A 21,176-nucleotide genomic window follows, 5' to 3' on the forward strand; every position below is an offset into this window, starting at 1 on the left:
TGAGATTATTCCCACTCAATCGTTGCAGGCGGCTTGCTTGAAATATCGTAAGCTACTCTGTTGATTCCTCTTACTTCGTTGATGATTCTGCTGGATACCGTATCCAAAAACTCGTATGGAAGTCTGCTCCATGTTGCCGTCATAAAGTCGATGGTGTTGGCAGAACGAACGACAGCGGTGTATTCGTACGTTCTCTCATCTCCCATTACTCCTACTGATTTTACAGGAAGAAGTACTACGAAAGCCTGAGATACTTTTTCATAAAGGTCGTTTTTGTATAATTCTTCAATGAAAATATCATCAGCTTCCTGAAGGATTTTCACTTTTTCAGCGTCTACAGCACCCAATACTCTGATCCCTAATCCAGGACCCGGGAAAGGATGTCTGTGTACCAAGTGATGTGGAATACCTAACTCCTCACCTACTTTTCTTACTTCATCCTTGAAAAGCTCTCTTAGCGGCTCTAACAATTCGAATTCCATATCTTCAGGAAGTCCTCCTACATTGTGGTGAGACTTGATCACTGCAGAGGGTCCGTTTACAGACTGGCTTTCGATAACGTCAGGATAAATGGTTCCCTGAGCTAAGAATTTAGCGCCTTCAATTTTATGGGATTCTTCATCAAAAACGTGAATAAATTCGTTTCCGATGATTTTTCTTTTCTGTTCCGGATCATCTACTCCGGCCAGTTTTGAAAGAAATCTTTCTTTAGCATCAACCATTTTAATGTTCATATGGAAATGTTCTCCATAATTGTCCATTACTTTCTGGCCTTCTTCTTTTCTCAATAAACCTGTATCAACGAAGATACATGTCAGCTGATCACCGATTGCTTTGTGAATTAAAACCGCCGCTACAGAAGAGTCAACTCCTCCTGAAAGACCCAGAATCACTCTGCTGTCTCCTACTTTTTCACGGATTTCTTCAACTGTTTTTTCGATATAATTCGTCAGTTTCCAGTTTTTCTCAGCATCACAGATGGCAAAAACAAAGTTTTCAAGCATCTTTCCGCCTTCTTCTGTGTGAGAAACTTCCGGGTGGAACTGTACGCAATAGATTTTTCTGTCTTCATTGGAAATAGAAGCAATAACTCCTGATTTTGCGTTTAATTCAAAACCTGCAGGCAGTTCTCCTACTTCGTCAAAGTGACTCATCCATACAATAGAATTCTGAGTAACGCCTTTCAACAAAGCATTTTCTTTGATGATATCCAGGTGTGCTTTTCCGTACTCTCCTTTTTCCCCTTTGTTTACTTTTCCGCCTAAAAGATGAGCGGTAAGCTGCATTCCGTAACAAATTCCCAACACAGGAATCCCTTGCTCATACAGCTCTTTTTCTACCAGGTGAGCATTTTCTGCATTCACAGAACTTGGTCCACCGGAAAGGATGATTCCTTTTGGCTGTTTTGCTAAAATATCCTGTAAAGGTGTATTGAAAGGAAGGATTTCAGAATATACCCCCATCTCACGGATCCTTCTTCCGATAAGCTGGTTGTACTGTGATCCGAAATCTAATATGATAATACCGTTGTTCATTGTATAAATGATAATTGATGATTGATTAATGATATCAGATACAAGGTGTCAAACATCAGACATGTGTGTCTGGATTCTAAGATCTCGTGTCTGGTACCTAATATTGACTGTTTTACAAAAAAAGACTTGGAAACGTTCCAAATCTTTTTTCGTGATTTATTTTAAAACTTTCCGATGTCTTCTCTGTAGAATCCGTAATCGAAATGAATGTGGGCTGCATCTTCGTACACCTTTTTGCGGGCATCTTCGTAAGTAGCTCCGGTAGCCACCACGTTCAGAACTCGTCCGCCGTTGGAAACCACTTTGTCGCCTTTTCTTACGGCACCTGCATAAAGAAGTTTAGAATGTTTCAGTTTGTCTTCTCCTACAATTTCGTATCCTGTTTCGATGTTTCTTGGGTAACCTCCGGAACACATTACAAGACATACCGCTTTTTCGTCTTTAAACTTAAGCTCGATATCTTTTCCATCCATACAATCCTGGATCACATCAAGAAGATTGTTTTCCATCAGTGCCATTAACACCTGAGTTTCCGGATCTCCGAATCTCATGTTGTACTCAAGAAGGTAAGTTCCGTTTTTAGTCACCATTAATCCGAAGAAAATGATTCCTTTAAAGCTGAATCCTTCTCCTTTAAGACCGTTAATGGTAGTTTCTAAGATATTTTTTTCAAAATCAGCGTAGTGCTCCTGTGTAAAATCAGGGCTTGGCGCTACAGATCCCATACCACCGGTATTTGGTCCTGTGTCACCGTTTCCGGCTTTTTTATAATCTTTTGCAGCGATACATGGGAAAATCTTTTCACCGTTTGAGAATGCAATGATTGAAGCTTCAAAACCTTCTAAATATTCTTCAATAACCAGACGGATTCCGGCATCTCCATAAATTCTTCTGATCATGAAGTCGTGGATCGTAGCTTCAGCTTCTTCAAGGTTGTCACAGATAACAACTCCTTTTCCACCTGCCAATCCACTAGCCTTAACCACTAAAGGATACTGCTGTGTCTGAACATATTCTTTAGCATCATTGTATGAATCAAATACGACAGCCTTCGCTGTTTTGATATCATAGGTCTGCATAAATTTCTTAGAGAAAGCTTTACTTCCTTCCAGACTTGCTACTTTTTGGTTCGGACCGAAAACTTTAAGATCATGCTTTTTGAATTCATCCTTCAACCCCGCTACAAGAGGAGCCTCAGGACCTACGATGGTAAGATCTACCTTCTCTTTAATCGCGAAATCTCTCAGTTCTTTAATCTCTGATAAATGAACATTTTTTCCTATTACATCGGTGGTAGCATTACCGTTAGCAAAAAACATTTTAGAAATTCTTGGGTCATTCTGAAGCTTTGCTGCTAAAGCAGATTCTCTACCGCCTTCACCTATGATTAATATTCTCATACTTTATTTATTATCTAGTCTAATTTACAAATATATAATTTTGAATGCTATAAAAACAATCTCAAATTATTTTTTAATTCTATTTTAATTAGTGTAAAAAGTGTCTAACTCCGGTAAACATCATTGGGATACCGTGCTCATTGGCAGCTTCAATACTGTCCTGATCTTTTACACTTCCGCCTGGCTGGATGATGGCTTTGATACCTTCCTTCGCGCAGAAATCTACTACGTCACGGAAAGGGAAAAATGCGTCAGAAGCCAAAACAAGATCTCCTGAGAATTTCTCTTTTGCTCTTTCGATGGCCTGTTCCGTAGCCCAGATTCTGTTGACCTGTCCGCCACCGATTCCGAAGGCCTGAATACCATTGGAAACAACAATAGCGTTTGATTTTACATACTTCACTACTCTCTGAGAGAAAAGAAGGGCTTTTTTCTGCTCTTCTGAAGGCTGTACATCAGTTACTACTTTGATATCGTCTGAGAAATGAGAATCGTTATCCTGAATCAGGATTCCTCCGTCAATTTTCACCCATGTTTGCTTGTCAGAAACCGGGTTAACGATTTTTATAATTCTAAGGTTTTTCTTTTTTCTTAAAACTTCAAGAGCTGCTTCATCAAAATCCGGAGCCATTACGATCTCAAGGAACGTTTTGTTCAGTTCTTCAGCCGTTGCTGCATCGATCTTGTAGTTCATTGCAACAATTCCGCCAAAAATAGAAATCGGGTCACATTCGAAAGTTTTCTGATAGGTTTCCAGTGCAGAAGTTCCGATGGCTACTCCGCAAGGTGTAGAGTGCTTCACTGCGCAACATGCCATTTCTTCTTTGAACTCAGTCACTACTTTCCAGCAAAGGTCCATATCACGAAGGTTGTTGAAAGAAAGTTCTTTACCACCTAGTTGTTCGAAATCTTTCATCGCACCGTTCTCAAACGTAGAAACGTAGTAAGCTGCGGTTTGGTGAGGGTTTTCACCATATCTTAAATCAGATGCTTTCTTGTAAGAAGCATTAAGATAAGTAGGATATTCTTCATCTAAAAGCATTCTTGAAATAGCCCCGTCGTAAGCTGAAGTAAGGTTGAATACTTTTCCTGCCAACTTTTTACGGGTTTCGATGTATGTATCACCGTTCTGTTCCATTTCCAGTTTTACCGTTGCATAATCTTCCACATCGGTAATTACAGTAACAGAATCGAAATTCTTAGCCGCAGAACGAAGCATTGAAGGACCTCCGATATCGATAAATTCTACTTTCTCATGTAAAGAAATGTCTTTGTTTACATTTTCAAAGAAAGGGTAAAGGTTTACGATCACCATGTCGATCAGGTCAATTCCATGTTCCTGAACGGTTTTCATGTGCTCTTCATTGGAACGAACGGCTAAAAGACCTCCGTGAACTTTCGGGTGAAGGGTTTTCACTCTTCCATCCAGCATTTCAGGGAAATTGGTTACCTCATCGATCTGAATCGGATTTAAACCAGCGTCTTTTAAATGTTTGAACGTTCCTCCCGTAGAAATCAACTCATAATTCTGCGCTTCCAAGAACTGGGCGAATTCGATCAATCCGCTTTTGTCAGAAACACTGATTAAAACTCTCTTTTTACTCATTTTTACTTTTTGATTTTTTCCCATAGGATTGCATCCTATGTTTGATTTTTTTTCACATAGGATAAAAATCCTATGCTTGGTTAAATCGTCCCTTCGGGACTTTTGCTTTCAATTTTTACTTTTTACAGTTATTTCAAACTGTAGCCCGGTCTTTCACCCCCGGACTTATTTTTATTTACTTAGATTTCTTTTTTAATGTAACAATGGATCAATGTAACAGTCTAGCAATGTAACAATGAATTTAATTGGTAAACTGGTACATTGTTAAATTGGTACATTGTTAAATTGGTACATTATCTATTGATTTCCTAAAACCTTATTGATCGCCTTTGGAAATATTTCATATTCAATATGATGTACTTTTTCTGCAACAGTTTCAGGAGTATCTTCAGGTGTCACTTCAAATGATTTCTGAAGAATAGCTTCCCCTTCATCAATTCCCGGAGTTACAAAATGTACGGTAGCTCCGCTTTCCTTTTCTTTTGCTTCAATAACGGCATTGTGAACGTGCATTCCCCACATTCCTTTTCCTCCGAATTTCGGAAGCAGTGCCGGATGGATATTGATGATCTTCCCGGTCCAGTTTTCACAGAATTCAGGTTTCAGAATGGATAGGAATCCCGCCAATACAATAAGATCTGTATCTTTTGGAATTACATTCGCCAATTCACTGCTGAAATTCTTTCCTCTTGGAATCAGAATATGGTCTATGTTATGATTTTTTGCTCTTTCAAGTCCGTAACATTCTCTGTCTGCCACTACCAGAGATACTTTTGCATTCTGGATTTCTCCGCTGTCAATAGTATCTATGATTCTCTGCAGATTGGTGCCGGAACCTGAAACGAGTATAACTAAATTTTTCATGTTGATAATCTAACAATGTACCAGTCTAGCAATGTAACAATGAATTCAATTGGTACACTGGTACATTGTTATATTGTTATATTGTTAAATTGATTTTCTCGCTTCCCTCCGTGATCTCTCCGATTTCGTACGCATCGTCTAAAAGATGTAATACTTTTTCAGCGTGGTCAGCATCAGCAACGATGATCATTCCTACTCCCATATTGAATGTTCCGTACATTTCTTCACGGGATACTCCACCTCTTTTCTCCAGTTCAAGCATTATGCTAGGAATTTTGATTTTGGCCGCATCGATAGAAGCACAAAGTCCTTCAGGGATAATTCTTGGTACATTTTCATAAAGACCACCTCCTGTAATGTGAGCGATACCGGAAACTTTCACTTCTTCCAATACTCTGTGAATATCTTTATAATATAGTCTGGTTGGTACTAATAACGTTTCGTATAATGGTTTTCCTTCAAATTCTTCTTCGAAGTTCGGGAATACTTTTCTTACCAGTGAAAATCCATTGGAGTGGAATCCTGAGCTAGGAAGGGCAATGATTTTATTTCCAGCCTTGATGGTAGAACCGTCAATGATCTGATCTTTTTCAACGATTCCTACACAGAATCCGGCAACATCATAATCTCCCGGCTGATACATTCCCGGCATTTCAGCAGTTTCACCACCAATCAATGCGCAGTTGTTATCCTTACATGCTTTCACCATTCCAAGAACGATCTCAGCAGCAATTTCGGAATCCAGCTTTCCACAAGCCAGATAATCCAGGAAGAATAATGGTTTTGCACCGTGGCAAAGGATATCGTTGGCACACATTGCGAAACAGTCGACACCGATAGAATCGTATTGTTTGGTATCCAAAGCTACTTTAAGCTTCGTTCCTACACCGTCTGTTCCAGAAACCAGCACAGGATTTTTATATCCTCCGATCTCATAGAAAGCTCCAAAACTTCCCAAATGGTTTAATACATTTGAGTTGTGGGTCTCGCCTACTGCCTTTTTGATCTTGTCAACGGTTTTGTACCCTTCTTCTTTGTCTACGCCTGCTGATTTGTAAGTGTTGCTCATGTTTAATAATTTTATTAATGTACTAAAGTGTACCAATTTATCAATATAACAGTCTACCAATTAGGTTACGTAAGGATCATTGGTACATTGATAAATTGGTACATTGTTACATTAGTATTTATTTTTATTTTTACTAGATTTTAGAAAATAAAAAAGCCGACAATCTTGGTAGATTATCGGCCGTTATTTTATCTCAGAATTTCAGAGCCCACAGTTTTCCCTTTCTCTGAGAAACATTCTTTAAAAGTGGTCTGAAATTTCATCTTATTTCTTTTTGCAAAAATAGTAATTTTAAATTAATATTCAAATTCTATTTTTCAAGGATGGTTTCAATGGCTGCAATCTTCTTGATTTTTTCTTTTAATTCGCTGTCTTTCTCGCTGTTAGAAATCTTCTGTTCAGCTTTATCAAAGTTATCATTAAAGAAAGGAAGTGAGAAAGTTTCTACAATATTTCCTCCGTGGAAAGGGAAACGCTTCGATGCAGCCTCTAAAACACCAGCTCCACCTCTTCCTCCTGGAGATGTAGACATCAAGAACATGGGAACTTCATTCCATACCGTTCTGTCTTTGATTCTTGATACCCAGTCGAATACATTTTTGAAGGCTGTAGAGTATGTTCCGTTGTGCTCAGGTAATGAAACCAAAAGAAGATTGGCTCCGTCGATTTTTGCCGCAAAATCTTTTGCTTCCTGTGGCACACCGCCTGCCAATTCTCTTTCGTGCTTATAAATCGGCATTTCAAAAGGATTCAGGTCTACTACTTCTACGTCTGCATTCTCAAATAAGGACGATGCATAGGCTACTAACTGTCTGTTCATTGAAGCATCCGAATTGCTTCCTGCTATTGCTAAAACTTTCATTATTGTTTATCTGTTTAATGTTTTTGATTATTAATTACTATTTCAAATAAGCCGGCAAGTCCATTGGTACTTCCATCAATAAGACCTCAGCATCTTCTACGGCTTCGATGTTAAAGCTCTGGGTATCCCAGATTCCCAATCCGTCTCTTTCGTTCAAAACTCTGTCTCCTACTTTGGCGCTACCTTTTAAAACAAAGGCATACACTCCGTTTCCTTTTTTGTTGAGCATATAATTTTTGCCGTTTCCTTCTTTAAAATTAGCTAAATTAAACCATGCATCCTGATGAATCCAAACACCATCATCATTTTTATTGGGTGACAAAATCTGCTGGAATCCATTGATCTTTTCTCCTTCTTTAATGCTTTTCTGATCATATCTAGGTTCAACGTTCAATTCTTTTGGAAAAACCCAGATCTGAAGAAATTTTACGGCTTCATCTTTATTTTTATTGTATTCACTGTGCATTACCCCGGTTCCCGCGCTCATTACCTGGATTTCTCCTTTTTTGATAACGGCAGTCGTTCCCATTGAATCTTTATGTTCCAAATCACCTTCCAAAGGAATTGAAATAATTTCCATGTCCTTGTGTGGGTGTGTCCCGAATCCCATTCCCTGTGAAACGGTATCATCGTTCAATACTCTCAGCACTCCAAAGTTCGTTCTGTCCTTATTTTGATAGTTGGCAAAACTGAATGTGTGGTAGCTGTTCAGCCATCCGTGATCTGCGTGGCCTCTTGAATCTGCTTTATGATATACTGTTTTCATACTGTGATTATTTTATGGTACAAATGTAGGATATAGAGGTGTTTGAAAGTGTTGATGTAGGTTAAGAAAGGATTTTAGGGTTGTTATTGGTTAAACACAAAGGCGCAAGATTATTACTCTCCGGATATTTTAAAGTGCGAGGATTTAATCAAAGATAAAATTGATTGGGGATATTGATTAGTTTTAAAATCTGATTTCATGTGACCTTGATCTGGTGGGATTTTAAATTTTGGCTAAAGCCTTTATTGGTATGCTTAATTTGAAAGCGGGTTAAAGCCTACTCCTATTGAATTTTATATTCAAATTGATCCCTATTTATTTCTGGAATGCATTATTTTTTATCTCACGCGGATTTTGCTGATTAAGCAGATTTGTCAATGTTAATGAGCATTTATTCAGGTTTTTCAGTTTCTGCGGGAATTCCGAAGATGTGTTTACGGTGGTTTTCACCCCAGTCTTTTAAGGATTCTACAACGGGGTGCAAGGTCTTTGTATATTGTGTAGGACAGTATTCGATGCTTACGGGATATGTATCTTTAACGATTCTTTCAACCAAGCCGTTTTGTTCGAGTTCTTTTAATTCTTTGGCTAAAACCTTCGATGTGAGCTTCGGAATGCTTCGTTCAATTTCTGTAAAACGTTTGTTTCCTGCATTTAAGGAAATAATAATCTGCAATTTCCATTTGCCATTGATCACATCTAATGTATCGCGAACCGGTTTTAATGCCTGCATACAATCTTTATGGTTGTGCTGTTTTTCCATTTTTTCACTTTCCTTTAGGTAACTGCTATACTTTGGAAAGTAAATTTACAATAATTTTGTCATTCATAAAAACGAAAAAAATTCAAAACAAAATGGCAAATATTTTAAATATCCAAACCAGCATCAGCGGAGAAAACTCTGTAAGCAATAAGCTTTCTCAAACTGTAATTAATCAGCTGCTAGATAGAAATCCAAACAGTACGGTTGTTATCCGTGATCTGGCTTTGAACCCTATTCCTCATATGGAAATTCATCATTTCAGTGCCTCCAGAATTCCGGACGAAGAAAAGAATGATGAGCAAAAAGAAGCTTCAAAATATTCTGACGAAGCATTAAAGGAAATTCAGGAAGCTGATATTATTGTTATTGGGGTTCCCTTTTACAACTTCACTTTTCCTTCCACTTTAAAATCGTGGATCGACAGTATAGCTGTTGCCGGGAAAACATTCTCTTATGCTGATGGAACGCCAAAAGGTCTTCTGCAGAACAAGAAATTATATTTAAATATTGCCGTTGGCGGGGTTTATGAAAACGGACTTATTGAGAATATGGAGCATTATTTAAAAACGTTATTCGGTTTCATTGGGATTAAGGATGTAGAAGTTTTCAAATCTCAGGGAATGATGGTTCCTCAATTGAAAGATGAAAATTTATTGAAGACTGTGGCGGAAATTGAAACGGTTTTAGCGTAAGTAAGTTTAATTGTTAAGATATTAATTTTTTTGACTTGAAGTCAATTAAAAAGGCTGTCTCATTTTTGAGTCAGCTTTTTCTTATTATTTATTGGAAAACGCAATGGTGCAGGGTTTTCTTTTCATTCCTATGTTTTAAGACACAAGGATTTTATCTGAGATAAAATTGATTGAGGATATCAATTAGCTTTGATATGTATTATTTTTTTAGCTCTCGCGGATCTGGCAGATGGAGCAGATTTTTAAGATGTGAGTATTTACGTTAGCTCTAAAATAGAGATGAAAATATTAGCCGGATATTTTAAGTTTTGGCTAAAGCCTTAATGAATATGGTTTATTAAAAAAGCGGGCTAAAGCCCGCTCTTATTGAATTTTATCGTGATGTACTGATATAATGACATTCAAGTTTTTCGCGCTTCTAACTTCTAACTTCTAACTTCTATCCCCTAAAAATGCACCTGCTTAATTTCTCCCTCAATTTCCTTCGGCGTTTCGTCTTCAGATTTCACGAAGATCATGGTGACAACAGCACCGATCAGCATACATACACCACCGACTACAATATAATCTATCGCACGGTTTCCAAAGAAGTTGCTTACAATAGGACCACCAAATAGTCCATTGATGATTTGTGGAATAACAATAAAGAAATTGAATATTCCCATATACACGCCCATTTTCCGTTGAGGAATCACTTCAATAAGCATTGCGTAAGGCATAGCAAGGATACTTGCCCAGGCAAATCCCAATCCTATCATGGAGATCCATAAAAGATGGGTATCTTTAATAAAATACATCGAAATAAGACCTAAACCTCCGCATAGAAGTGCCAGAGCGTGGGTCTGTTTCTTTCCTATCATTTTCGCGATTGGGGTTAATAAAAATGCAAACGGTATAGCCCAAAGATTATACATTCCGAATAATTTTCCCGTTAAATCTCCCGCATTATTGAAAGCTTTGGAATGGGTATCTTCAGGGGAAAGTCCGAAATGATGAGTAGCCAGTGCACTTGTGGTGAATACCCACATGGTGAATAAGGCGAACCATGAGAAGAACTGCACGGCACCCAGTTTTTTCATTTGTGAAGGAATTCCTGCAAAATCTTTAAAAATATCTGCGAATTTTGAAGGTTCCTGCGGAGCTTCTTTTCCGTCCTCAAATGCAGCAAATTCTTCCGGAGAATACTCTTTAGTGGTAAAAACAGTATACAATATCGTTAGTAATAATATCCCGGCTCCCACATAAAAGGAGTAAATCACATTATTGGCAACAAAACCCTCCGGCGCTTCATTGGAAACTCCCATAGAGGTCAGTATTCCCGGAATATAAGATCCCACTACCGCTCCGATGCCAATCAGAATAGTCTGCACCGAAAATCCAAGTGTTCCCTGATGTTTTGGAAGCATATCACCTACCAAAGCCCTGAATGGTTCCATAGCAATATTGACGGAAGCATCCATCATCGCCAGAAATAGCACAGCCAACAACAATGCATTAGCTGCAAAAAGATGAGTGACTGTGGCTGCATTGGGAAGAAGAACCAACCCAAGTGCACATAAAATAGCTCCAATTAAAAAATACGGTTTTCTTCTGCCCAAAGGGCTCCAGGTATTGTCTCCCATGTGCCCGATGATCGGTTGCACAATAAGTCCGGTCACAGGCGCTACCAGCCAGAACCATGACAGCTCATGAACATCGGCACCCAAATTGGCCAGAATCCTGCTCGCGTTTCCATTTTGCAGCCCGAAAGCCATCTGTATTCCCAAAAAGCCCATGCTCATGTTGATGATCTGAGGCATGGAAAGATTGGGTTTTATTGTTCCTGAAGAAGTTTTCTGTGCAGAATTTATCATTATTTTTTCAGTTCTTTGATTAAGACATCTTCAATCGCTGCTTTTTCTAAAACCACCTTATCCACGACATCATTAGGAACGGTTACAGAAAGTACATACTGTTTCACTTTCCAGCTTCCGTTTATTTTTTCGACAACGCCTGAACCTCTGCAAATTTTCATCTGAGTATTCAGGATTTCGTCAAACCATGCTAGTTTTCCGTCTTTGCTGAAATAGATATTTCTTTTAAGAGAAGTGAAATTCCAGGTTTTCTTTTTATCAAAATAAGGTTTTGCCCACACCATAAAAGCTTTTTTATCCCAGACTTCCGTAGCATCGGTTCCGATGAATGTAGATTCGTCTGCGAAATAATTGAAATAGGTATCAAAATCTGATTTTGCAGCGGCAGTATTGAAACCATCCAGCATGATTCCTATGGCTGCTTTATCTTTGTCAAATTTAGAACTGTTGGACTGGGCATTCACCCCTTTAAAACCAAGTATAAAAAGCACCAGCGTGCAGATAAAAGTTATTTTTTTCATTGTATAATTAATTTATTTTTGGAGTTCAATAATCATAGAAGTTTTTGCAGGCACGGAAAGGCTCTTTTCCATAGAAAGTACCTTGTCTGAAATGATATCTTTACCTTTCTTCACCCCATTCAGTGATTCTGCAAAACGTTTTAAGTCTAACGTCTGATCTTTTTTGTTATTGTTAAGGATGACCATTACATTTTCTTTACCGTCATATCTAAAATACACAAAAACGCCGTCCTGAGGAGCGTAATTTTTAGTTTTTCCACTATGAATCACCTCTTTTCCTTTTCTCCAGTTCAGTAATTTTTGGGTAAACTGGTAAAATTCCTTTTGTTCAGGAGTTTGTGAAGAAGGATTGAATGAATTATTTGTATCAGATTTCCAGCCGCCCGGAAAATCTCTACGGATATCCGCATCGCCGCCTTTGTTTTTGTCTCCTCTCATGCCTATTTCTGATCCGTAGTAGATCTGTGGAATGCCTCTTACCGTAGAAATCATAGTCATTGCCATTTGGTAGGCTTTCGGGTCGCCATTGAAGATTTCATTCCATCTTTCGGTGTCGTGATTTTCAAAGAAAACGAGAAGATTATTGATGTCCGGATAAAGGAAATCACTGGTAAAAACATTGTAGAGTTTAACCATTCCGGTGTCCCAGCCTTCTTTTTCTTTAAGGGCTTTCGGCATATCAGCAAAGAGCATAAAATCCATCACAGAAGGCAAATTTGAGTTGTAACCAGCCGCTTCCCCAGTCTTTGAATTTTTCTGCCATGCAGAGATCTGTCCGGCGGTATACAGCCATGTTTCCCCCACAATATTGAATTTAGGGTATTCGTCGGTGATAGCTTTTGCCCAAGTGGCCATAGCTTCTTTATCGTTGTAAGGATATGTATCTACCCGCAAACCTCCGAGATCAGCATATTCTATCCACCAAATGGCATTTTGGGTAAGGTATTTTAAGACCAGCGGATTTTTTTGATTAATATCAGGCATTGTGGTATCAAACCAGCCATCCAGCGCATATTTCTTATCAATTTCTGAGGCATTCGTATCAAACTGGGTGGTTGTTTTATAATTGGAACGGTAAAATCCGTTTTTCCCTTCGTCAAACCAATGGATCCAGTCTTTTGAAGGCAGATCTTTGATCATCCAGTGAGAAACGCCCCAATGATTGGTCACATAATCCATGACCAGTTTCATGTTTCGTTTGTTCAGTTTTTGTGAAAGCTCGCGATAGTCTTCATTGGTTCCATAGCGTCCGTCAATTTTATATAAATCAGTCTGTGCATATCCGTGGTAGGAATATACTTTTTCATTGTCTTCATTCACGGGTGTCAGCCAGACAGACGTTGCCCCAAGGTTTTGGATATAGTCGAGATTATTGATAATTCCGCGAAGATCTCCGCCATGTCTTCCGTTGGGTAGGCTGCGGTCGTTTTTTTCGATAAGATCAGGTCTGGAATCATTCTTTTCATCGCCGTTGGCAAAACGGTCCGGCATAATGAGATACATGACATCTTTTGAGGTAAAAGATTCACGGTCTGCAGATCCGGCAGCTCTCTGCTTAAGCTCATAATCGTACGAACTTATATTTTTCTTTCCTTTTTTAATATTGATTTTAAACTTCGGAACGGTGATTTCATTGGTATTAACGGTAATAAAGACATAGTTTGGGTTTTCAACTTTTTTCACGTCTTTTATATGAATTCCGTCGGAAAGTTCAATTTCATTTTGCGCCATATCTTTTCCATACACCAGGATCTGGAGCTCAGGGTTTCTCATTCCTTTCCACCAGAAGGCGGGTTCTACTTTCTCCAAAGGTTTAGCCTGAGAAAAAGCCGCGGAGGCTATTGAAAGCGCAATTACTACATAGATTTTCTTCATGATAACGTGCTGTTAATAGTCATTGTATCCGATGCAGAATAAAGTTTCTCCCTTATTCACCGGAGGTGTTCCTGCTTTATACAGGATCATTCCTTCAGAATCTGAAATAATTTCCTGTTTTTTGTTTCCAAATTCATCTGTTATATAGCCCAGAACCTGTTTTTTCTTTACCCGGTCACCGCTTTTAAGATCGCTGTAAAAAATTCCACTTTCAGGAACACGGATATAATCCTGCTGGCTAAGATGAACGAAGCTATTTTGATTATTTGATTTTGATTGATCTTTCGGGTAGACCTTCACATAGTCAAGCATATTATAGACTGCGGTCTTGATCATCTCCACATTTTCATGCTGAACGGTTCCCAGTTTTCCGGCTTCTATACTGAGTGCTGTAATTCCCTGCTGTACGGCCTGTTTGAAAGCATACTTCGCAGGTTCAGAAGGGCTGATATTATAGGGATAAGACACAATAATACCCATTTGCGACTGTACCGAAAGGTTGTGAGCGAGCACGGTTTTATCCAACTTATCTTTTCTGTCATAATAGCACACAAAAGGAAGCAAATCCTCATTCGCATCGCCTCCGTGAATATCTAAAAAGATGGTGGAGTTTGAGATAATTTCTCGGGTGATCAAATCAGCGATCTGATCTGTAGGACTTCCGGCTGATGATCCCGGAAAGGCATTGTTTAAATTTTTCTGATCCAAGGGACTGATGAAGGGAGTTCTTTTCCGAAATGATTCCATATTGGCAATGGGAACAATGATAAGCGTTCCTTTTACCGATTCCGGTTTTATTTCCTGCAATATTTTCTGAACAGCTACAATGGGAGGATATTCATACCCGTGAATGCCGGCGACAATACTGAAAACAGGACCTTTTTCCCGGCCTTTGATGACAGTAACCGGAAGATAAGTGTCTTTTACGGAAAGAATGGTGTCTTTCCTAAATGGGCCTTGCTCTTTCATGATCTTACCTACCGTTTGTGCGTGCATCACGCATCCCCATCCCAGTATTAGCACAACAGTCGTTTTTAAAATAAATTTCATGTAATTTTCTATTTAATAACGGGAAAATTTCTATTTTTTATTCCCGCCCTTATCTGATATCAGATTTCAATTTAATCATTATATTTTGAAAAGTAATCTTAACTCTGTTCAATATATTTTTCATCCAATAACTTATTAGGCTTCAGGTAAACCACATTGTTTTGAAAGTCAAAAAAAACATTGAATCTTTTTAAAATTTCATTTCCCAGAATATGCATTCTTGATCTGCTTACCAATCTGCTTTGAGACAATACCTGAACGGGAATGTTCTTCAGTGTATATTTTCCTAAAGTAAGTGATTCCAGTCCTGATGTGATCACCGGTACTTCATTTCCCTGTGCCCCTTTCATGATTACTCTTTTTATTTCCTTCATGGTATCCACTGGAAAGCCCTGTTCTTTCAGCATAGGCCCATCCAGCATTACAGTTCTCTGATATCCTGTGTCAAAAAGATACCAGTCTGTGTTGATGCTTTTCCCCTGTTTAATACTGCTTTCCACGAAGAAAACATTATTGAAATACTTTATAGCCAGTTTGGAATAGCTTTTATCTTTTTTTACTGCTTTGGGAAGCTGCGAATGAACAGCCATAATACCCTTATCATAATCAAGCTCTACGATCATCCCATCAAAAAGATCCCATCCGAAACGCCCTTCTGTACCGTGTCCTGAAAGATCAGCAGGATAAATGCTGAACTCTTTATAGATTTTGTTCCCGATCTCCAATGCATTGGATCCGGATTTTAAAGCGCTTTTGATTTTATTCTTTAAGGTTTCTCTGGTCAGGGTAAGATCGCTTGAACCCGTATCGAAATTAAGGGTCAGGGTATCTGTTTTATTTAATATCGTTTTTACGAACATGGTATTCTGCTCGTTGATAGAAAGTTTTATCGTATCGTGAAAAGCAGGCTTTACTTTGCTGAAATTCTTCGGAGGAAGGCTTGCTATCCGGGTCATACAGGAATCTTTTCCTTTTAACAGCACTATAAAGTCTTTATTTTCTCCCTTTTTAATGGTGAAACTTGCAGAATCTATGTCCGTTTTTATTTTTATCGTCTTTTTTTCTGTATCAAGTTTGGATGTGGTGTAGACATCAATTTTAATATTTGGATCTGCATTCCAGTCTGTGGTGAATCCGTTATCTATTTCAAGAATGGTCATCTGGTTAGAATTCGCTTTTACGACAGGAAGTTTTTTCTGTGCACTGGTCATACAGGCTAAAAAAACACAGATCAGTAAACTAAAGTTTTTCATGGTTAGTTGATAAAAAAGTTAATGCCCCGGCCCATTTCCGAATGTATAATGAACCGGGGCATCACAAACTTATGAATTTAAATCTTAATTCACTGGCTTAACAGAAACTGCGAAACCGCCGCTTCTTGCCATCTTGAAATTCAATTTAGATTTGCTGGTGATCTGTTTTTTGTAGATGTTATAGCTTTGAGGATTATCGATGTAATCTGCATCTTTTCCATCTTCGTAAACGGTTACCTCATATTTTTTTCCTTTATCGAGGAAAGAGAAATCTACGGTGTATTCCCGCTTATTTTCATCGGTAATCCCTCCTACGAACCAGTTTTCTGTTCCTTTTGCTTTTCTGGCCGTGATCACATAATCTCCGGGCTCCGCGGAAAGGATTTTTGTATCATCCCAGTCTGCCGCCACATCCTTGATGAACTGGAAGGCATCCATATGCTTTTTGTAGTTCTCAGGAAGGTCTGCCGCCATCTGAAGAGGCATGTACATCGTTACATATAACGCCAGCTGCTTTGCCAGTGTGGTTTTAACGAAACGTTTGTCACCAGGGAAATAATAATCCAGTTTGGTCTGGAAAATTCCCGGTGTATAGTCCATAGATCCGCCCATCCATCTTGTGAAAGGAAGAACGGTCTGATGATCAGGTTTGTTTCCTCCGAACGCTTCGTACTCGGTTCCTCTGGCTGCTTCTGCCGAAATATAGTTCGGGTAGGTGCGGCTTTCTCCTGTAGGACGTACAGATTCATGAGAATTGACCATGATTTTATACTGGTTTGCTTTTTCTGCAATTCTGTAGAAATGGTTAATTGTCCATTGGGAATAGTGATGTTCTCCTCTTGGAATAATATCGCCTACATAACCTGTTTTAACGGCATCATAACCGTATTTATTCATCAGTTCAAAAGCTTTATCCGCCCATCTTTCGTAGTTCGTTGCAGAACCTGAAGTTTCGTGGTGCATGATCAGCTTAATCCCTTTTGAATGGGCATAATCGTTTAGCATTTTAATATCAAAATCCGGGTATGGCGTAATGAAATCGAAAACATATTCTTTGGAATGACCGAACCAGTCTTCCCAACCGACATTCCAGCCTTCAATTAATAATCCCTGGAACCCGTTTTCTGCAGCGAAATCGATGTATTCTTTAACTTTTGTATTGTTGGCAGCATGTTTTCCGTTTGGCGTAAGCTTTGAAAAATCGGTCTTATCCAAATGAACATTTTCTGCTGTAGAATAAGCCCACTGGGATTTTCCGATGATCATTTCCCACCAGACACCCATATATTTTGTCGGGTGAATATAGGACGTATCGGTATATTTTGTAGGTTCATTCAGGTTAAAAATCATTTTGGATTCCATCACTTCTTCTGCTTTTGGCGAAACGATAATGGTTCTCCAAGGTGTTACAGACGGCGTTTGAATATATCCTTTTGCTCCCTGCCTGTCAGCAGTAAGGTGTGTTTTGAATTTAAAATTCTGAGCATCCACCTCAAGATGGGAAGCCGGATAATCCAAAACGGCTGCTTCCGCTACGTTCACATACAATGGCTCTTTACCTTCTTTCTTAAGCATTAACGGAGACTGAACTGCATTTTTCACCAATCTTTGTGAAGCATTGGCATCGAATGCTTTGTCCCATTTGGCAGGAATTTCGGAGATTTTTGTTTCCTGATACTGATATTCCTGGGAATCATAGTCTGCCACCATCCACCAGGCTTTCATATCTGTAGGAAAATCGATTTCAGAATCTTCCTCTCTGATGACGAAATAGTTCAGGTTTTTCTGCTGTGGAAATTCATATCTGAATCCAAGACCATCATTAAACAGTCTGAACTTTACCACAATACTTCTGCTTGTAGAAGCCTGATCCAGGGTAACGGCCAGCTCGTTGTAATGGTTGATATAATTTTTCTTTTCGCCCAGCACCGGCTGCCAGGTTTCGTTTTTAGCGTCACGTTTTTCATCGGTTTTCGTGAACCCGTTGTTCAGGTCAAATTTGGCGTCATCCGGTTTTGCAATTTCGGACGCAAATTTGATGGCTGAGTCTTTAAATAATCTTAACCCTAACTTAGAATCTTCTACTACCACTGCTCCGTTGTACTTCAGATTGTAATACGGAATTCCTCCTTTCAGCTGAAAGTTCATTTCAAACTTTCCATCCGGTGATTTCAAAGACTGGGCTTTCACACCCACGAACATCATTGAGAGCAGCATGGCTCCAACTGTAATTTTCTTCATAATGACTATTTATAAACTTAAAAATAGATAAAGTGCTGCGGTAAAGCAACACTTTATCAACTTAATTGGTATATTTTACAACTTCGTAACGGTTAATTTGTAATATGCTGAATTATGAAGATCCAGCTCTATCTTATAGTTTCCTGCCTCGGATACTTTGTAGCCAGGGTCGCCCTCTACTGTATTTTCAGCATTGAAATAGCTTTGTACCGCTTTTCCTGAAATCAGAGTCTGCTCGTCTTTTTTAGGCTGGAATTTCAGTGCCCAATCATCATTAGCTCTGAATTTAAACACGCCTGAATTGCTCAGCATAATTGAATTGATGACATAGGTTTTTGTAGCCGGACTGTATACAAAATCTGTATCCGATCCCCATCCTGCAGGCGTAGCATCCCCAATGACACCAAAGTTGGCAAGTGTAGAAGAATAAGTGTTGGCAGCCCAATCTACTTTCATATAGAAGGTTCCTGCTGAAGCCGGCACAATATCTGACCCGTCCGCAACCAGTTTTCCGGTTTTTGTTCCGTCATCACCTTTATTTCCAGGCCAATCCTGATTGATCGTAAATTTGTACTTCCCGTTATCACCTGTTGGATTGCTGATCCAGATAAATCCTCTGTAACTGTCATTCTTTTCAGGGGAAAACAGGTTAGGAGAATTAGCCGGAGTCCAGCTTGCGTAACCCGCTGCACCTGCATAGGCACCCGGAACATTAATTTTAGGATAAATAATATCCGGATTAGGGGTAAAAGGTGTTATTTTAATATCTATTACATTGGAATAAAACGGAGCAGTTCCCACTGAAGTTTTAAGTCTAGCTTCAATATCATTAGCGGTATCGGAAACCGCTCCAATATTAAACATGATGGTATTCAGTGCAGCGTGGGTAATTCCTCCCGAAACAGCGTCTTTATCAAAATTAAAAGTCGTACTGTTCTTGAAACCCGTTCCTTTCAGCGCAAATTCTATTTGCTGTGCCGGGACAGAAGCAATGTTAAAACCTGCTTTCGTCCATGCAAATGTGATAGCAGTTTCACTTCCTTTAAGCTCATCGAGTACAACAGCGTTTTTGTCTGCCGATACTTTTGCGGATGTTGTTTCACTGATCACAGCACGATCCTCGTCTTTTTCACAGGAAACAACCAATACTCCTACGAAAAGAGCTATCCATATTTTAAAAAGATTCTTCATTTTGTTGTTTTTTTAATAACCAGGATTCTGAGATAAGTTGGGATTTAAGTTACGATACTTGTTGGGTATCGGGAAAAGCAATCTGGAATCCGGCAGATTTCCTCCGCTCATACTTCCTCCTTTCCATTGCCATGTATATCCTGAAAGATATTTTCCGAAACGAATCAGATCCTGGCGTCTGTACCCTTCCCAATAAAGCTCTCTTGCTCTTTCGTTCAGGATAAAATCAGGCGTTAGTGCTGACTGCTGTACCGTAGGTGCAAGAGCTCTTGTTCTAAGTGCATTGATGTAATTTAAAGCTGTAGCAGGGCTTCCTTTTCCATTGACTACCGCAAGCTCAGCATACATCAAATAGGCATCCGCCATTCTGAAGAGCGGAAAATCAGCATCCACGAAATTAGCATCGCTTCCATTCGCTCCTGTTGATGTTTTGTTGGAGAATTTGATCAGTTTTGTTCCCTGATCAAATTTCAGATAGTCTGCAATAGAAGCAGGATCTGTATTTCCAGGCACTTTCATTATTCTGGGATCTGTACTTCCTGCTGACTGCATAAACTCCTGTCTTACTCTGTATCCCTGCCATCCGTAGTCTACTCCTAAGGTTACTCCTACTTCATTGGTACAGTTGGCATGAACAAGGAATGTAGTTCCTCCAAAAGTTCGTGTTTTAACTCCATCAAAAGCTATCGGGAAAATGATTTCTTCCTGAGCACCATTGATATGATTGTCCGCTTTAAATAAGTTAGCATAAGGAATCTGGGCTATTTTATACGTAGAACCGATTACTTTCTCTACTTCTGCCAGAGCTTCGGTACTTTTATCTGCGCCGGTATACACTTTGGCATTCAGATATAATTTTGCTTTCAGCATCCAGACTGCGGCTTTATCTGCTCTTCCGTATTCATTCATTCTTGGAGCAGGCAGTTCACCTTCTATAGCATTCAATTCATTGATTACATAATTGAACATAAAATCTCTTGTCTGCATGACAGGTTTCGTAAGCAGGGGATCATTTTCTGTAGCAAAAGGCATCTTCCCATAAATATCTATCGCGTGATAGTAGGATAAAGCTCTTAAAAACCTTACCTCAGCTCTGTACAATTTTATCTGAGCCTTTAGATCTTCCGCAACTCCTCTTGAGGCGAGTTTTTCATCGGTAGTTTCTCTTAAATACTCATTGACAAGGCTTATCTGAAAGAATATCCTTGCAAAAAATGCCTCGTTGAAAACATTATCTGCATTCCAGTTATTGAAATTCAGGTCTTTGATGGTAGGGTTATCACTTTCTCCCCAGGCAATAATGGCTTCATCGGTGGTTAATTCCTGCAACTGCCAATATCCTCTAAGGTATTGTGAAAAGCCTTCATTCGGGCCACCGTCAGCTTCGTCTCCCAAATCAGATTCTCCGTTTCCAGCCTTTTGCCCGGTTACAGCCAGTCCTGCATATATTTTAGCAAGGAATTGTTTATAGGCAGCCGGATTGGTATAAAACTGCTCTGATGTAAATAATTCGTCGTCGTTTACTTCTACATCCAGATCATTTAAGCAAGATGAAGTTGTAAAAAGAAATAAACCTGCGATGGCTAAATTTCTTAATTTAAATATTTTTATTCTGTTAAGTTTCATTGTAAAAGC

General features: G+C 39.0%; 17 protein-coding genes. 1 reads left to right on the forward strand and 16 read right to left on the reverse strand.

The features are described 5' to 3' along the window. Positions 1–5: 5 nt before the first annotated feature. The 8 genes from guaA to IW22_RS10095 form a co-directional block, all read right to left on the reverse strand. Entirely contained in the window at positions 6–1,535 is a 1,530-nt protein-coding gene (guaA, locus tag IW22_RS10060; RefSeq protein ID WP_034726244.1) for a glutamine-hydrolyzing GMP synthase, read from the reverse strand. Positions 1,536–1,696: 161 nt separating this feature from the next. Next, entirely contained in the window at positions 1,697–2,935 is a 1,239-nt protein-coding gene (purD, locus tag IW22_RS10065) for a phosphoribosylamine--glycine ligase (RefSeq protein WP_034726245.1), read from the reverse strand. Positions 2,936–3,023: 88 nt separating this feature from the next. Next, on the reverse strand, positions 3,024–4,541 hold the full coding sequence (gene purH, locus IW22_RS10070; protein ID WP_034726758.1) for a bifunctional phosphoribosylaminoimidazolecarboxamide formyltransferase/IMP cyclohydrolase: 1,518 nt from the start codon (positions 4,539–4,541) through the stop codon (positions 3,024–3,026). Between the two features lie 297 nt (positions 4,542–4,838). Continuing rightward, positions 4,839–5,405: a phosphoribosylglycinamide formyltransferase gene (purN, locus tag IW22_RS10075; protein WP_034726246.1), complete on the reverse strand. Its 567-nt coding sequence runs from the start codon at positions 5,403–5,405 to the stop codon at positions 4,839–4,841. Between the two features lie 76 nt (positions 5,406–5,481). Further along, positions 5,482–6,474 (reverse strand): phosphoribosylformylglycinamidine cyclo-ligase, encoded by a 993-nt coding sequence (purM, locus tag IW22_RS10080; RefSeq protein WP_034726248.1) that lies wholly within the window; start codon positions 6,472–6,474, stop codon positions 5,482–5,484. Between the two features lie 310 nt (positions 6,475–6,784). Beyond that, positions 6,785–7,336 (reverse strand): NADPH-dependent FMN reductase, encoded by a 552-nt coding sequence (locus IW22_RS10085; RefSeq protein ID WP_034726250.1) that lies wholly within the window; start codon positions 7,334–7,336, stop codon positions 6,785–6,787. A 37-nt stretch (positions 7,337–7,373) separates the two neighbouring features. Beyond that, on the reverse strand, positions 7,374–8,102 hold the full coding sequence (locus IW22_RS10090; protein ID WP_034726252.1) for a pirin family protein: 729 nt from the start codon (positions 8,100–8,102) through the stop codon (positions 7,374–7,376). A gap of 391 nt (positions 8,103–8,493) precedes the next feature. Further along, a complete protein-coding gene (locus IW22_RS10095; protein ID WP_034726254.1) occupies positions 8,494–8,865 on the reverse strand; it encodes a winged helix-turn-helix transcriptional regulator in 372 nt (123 codons plus the stop codon). Between the two features lie 92 nt (positions 8,866–8,957). Here IW22_RS10095 and IW22_RS10100 point away from each other — a divergent pair, with 92 nt between their 5' ends. Beyond that, complete coding sequence (locus tag IW22_RS10100; RefSeq protein ID WP_034726255.1) at positions 8,958–9,557, forward strand: FMN-dependent NADH-azoreductase; 600 nt, start codon at positions 8,958–8,960, stop codon at positions 9,555–9,557. A gap of 446 nt (positions 9,558–10,003) precedes the next feature. Here the strand turns inward: IW22_RS10100 and IW22_RS10105 are convergent, their stop codons facing one another. The 8 genes from IW22_RS10105 to IW22_RS10140 form a co-directional block, all read right to left on the reverse strand. Continuing rightward, complete coding sequence (locus tag IW22_RS10105) at positions 10,004–11,410, reverse strand: MFS transporter (RefSeq protein ID WP_051891184.1); 1,407 nt, start codon at positions 11,408–11,410, stop codon at positions 10,004–10,006. Then, entirely contained in the window at positions 11,410–11,931 is a 522-nt protein-coding gene (locus IW22_RS10110; protein WP_034726256.1) for a nuclear transport factor 2 family protein, read from the reverse strand. Before IW22_RS10110 ends, IW22_RS10105 begins: the two co-directional genes overlap by 1 nt. A 12-nt stretch (positions 11,932–11,943) precedes the next feature. Beyond that, entirely contained in the window at positions 11,944–13,806 is a 1,863-nt protein-coding gene (locus IW22_RS10115) for a glycoside hydrolase family 13 protein (RefSeq protein ID WP_034726257.1), read from the reverse strand. 12 nt (positions 13,807–13,818) lie between these two features. Next, complete coding sequence (locus IW22_RS10120; protein WP_034726259.1) at positions 13,819–14,856, reverse strand: succinylglutamate desuccinylase/aspartoacylase family protein; 1,038 nt, start codon at positions 14,854–14,856, stop codon at positions 13,819–13,821. A gap of 98 nt (positions 14,857–14,954) precedes the next feature. Continuing rightward, positions 14,955–16,109, reverse strand: a complete 1,155-nt coding sequence (locus IW22_RS10125) for an aspartyl protease family protein (protein WP_228384026.1) — start codon at positions 16,107–16,109, stop codon at positions 14,955–14,957. An 84-nt stretch (positions 16,110–16,193) separates the two neighbouring features. Beyond that, complete coding sequence (locus tag IW22_RS10130; RefSeq protein WP_034726261.1) at positions 16,194–18,350, reverse strand: glycoside hydrolase family 97 protein; 2,157 nt, start codon at positions 18,348–18,350, stop codon at positions 16,194–16,196. A 75-nt stretch (positions 18,351–18,425) separates the two neighbouring features. Next, positions 18,426–19,541 (reverse strand): SusE domain-containing protein, encoded by a 1,116-nt coding sequence (locus tag IW22_RS10135; protein ID WP_034726263.1) that lies wholly within the window; start codon positions 19,539–19,541, stop codon positions 18,426–18,428. 12 nt (positions 19,542–19,553) lie between these two features. Continuing rightward, a complete protein-coding gene (locus IW22_RS10140; RefSeq protein WP_034726264.1) occupies positions 19,554–21,167 on the reverse strand; it encodes a RagB/SusD family nutrient uptake outer membrane protein in 1,614 nt (537 codons plus the stop codon). Between the last annotated feature and the right edge of the window lie 9 nt (positions 21,168–21,176).

This window comes from Chryseobacterium sp. JM1 (assembly GCF_000737715.1).
Taxonomy (GTDB): domain Bacteria; phylum Bacteroidota; class Bacteroidia; order Flavobacteriales; family Weeksellaceae; genus Chryseobacterium.

What these genes read in the sequence shown, in the direction of transcription:
- guaA (WP_034726244.1), bottom strand. Translation starts at nt 1,535, where the DNA reads ATGAACAACGGTATTATCATATTAGATTTCGGATCACAGTACAACCAG.
- purD (WP_034726245.1), bottom strand. Translation starts at nt 2,935, where the DNA reads ATGAGAATATTAATCATAGGTGAAGGCGGTAGAGAATCTGCTTTAGCA.
- purH (WP_034726758.1), bottom strand. Translation starts at nt 4,541, where the DNA reads ATGAGTAAAAAGAGAGTTTTAATCAGTGTTTCTGACAAAAGCGGATTG.
- purN (WP_034726246.1), bottom strand. Translation starts at nt 5,405, where the DNA reads ATGAAAAATTTAGTTATACTCGTTTCAGGTTCCGGCACCAATCTGCAG.
- purM (WP_034726248.1), bottom strand. Translation starts at nt 6,474, where the DNA reads ATGAGCAACACTTACAAATCAGCAGGCGTAGACAAAGAAGAAGGGTAC.
- IW22_RS10085 (WP_034726250.1), bottom strand. Translation starts at nt 7,336, where the DNA reads ATGAAAGTTTTAGCAATAGCAGGAAGCAATTCGGATGCTTCAATGAAC.
- IW22_RS10090 (WP_034726252.1), bottom strand. Translation starts at nt 8,102, where the DNA reads ATGAAAACAGTATATCATAAAGCAGATTCAAGAGGCCACGCAGATCAC.
- IW22_RS10095 (WP_034726254.1), bottom strand. Translation starts at nt 8,865, where the DNA reads ATGGAAAAACAGCACAACCATAAAGATTGTATGCAGGCATTAAAACCG.
- IW22_RS10100 (WP_034726255.1), top strand. Translation starts at nt 8,958, where the DNA reads ATGGCAAATATTTTAAATATCCAAACCAGCATCAGCGGAGAAAACTCT.
- IW22_RS10105 (WP_051891184.1), bottom strand. Translation starts at nt 11,410, where the DNA reads ATGATAAATTCTGCACAGAAAACTTCTTCAGGAACAATAAAACCCAAT.
- IW22_RS10110 (WP_034726256.1), bottom strand. Translation starts at nt 11,931, where the DNA reads ATGAAAAAAATAACTTTTATCTGCACGCTGGTGCTTTTTATACTTGGT.
- IW22_RS10115 (WP_034726257.1), bottom strand. Translation starts at nt 13,806, where the DNA reads ATGAAGAAAATCTATGTAGTAATTGCGCTTTCAATAGCCTCCGCGGCT.
- IW22_RS10120 (WP_034726259.1), bottom strand. Translation starts at nt 14,856, where the DNA reads ATGAAATTTATTTTAAAAACGACTGTTGTGCTAATACTGGGATGGGGA.
- IW22_RS10125 (WP_228384026.1), bottom strand. Translation starts at nt 16,109, where the DNA reads ATGAAAAACTTTAGTTTACTGATCTGTGTTTTTTTAGCCTGTATGACC.
- IW22_RS10130 (WP_034726261.1), bottom strand. Translation starts at nt 18,350, where the DNA reads ATGAAGAAAATTACAGTTGGAGCCATGCTGCTCTCAATGATGTTCGTG.
- IW22_RS10135 (WP_034726263.1), bottom strand. Translation starts at nt 19,541, where the DNA reads ATGAAGAATCTTTTTAAAATATGGATAGCTCTTTTCGTAGGAGTATTG.
- IW22_RS10140 (WP_034726264.1), bottom strand. Translation starts at nt 21,167, where the DNA reads ATGAAACTTAACAGAATAAAAATATTTAAATTAAGAAATTTAGCCATC.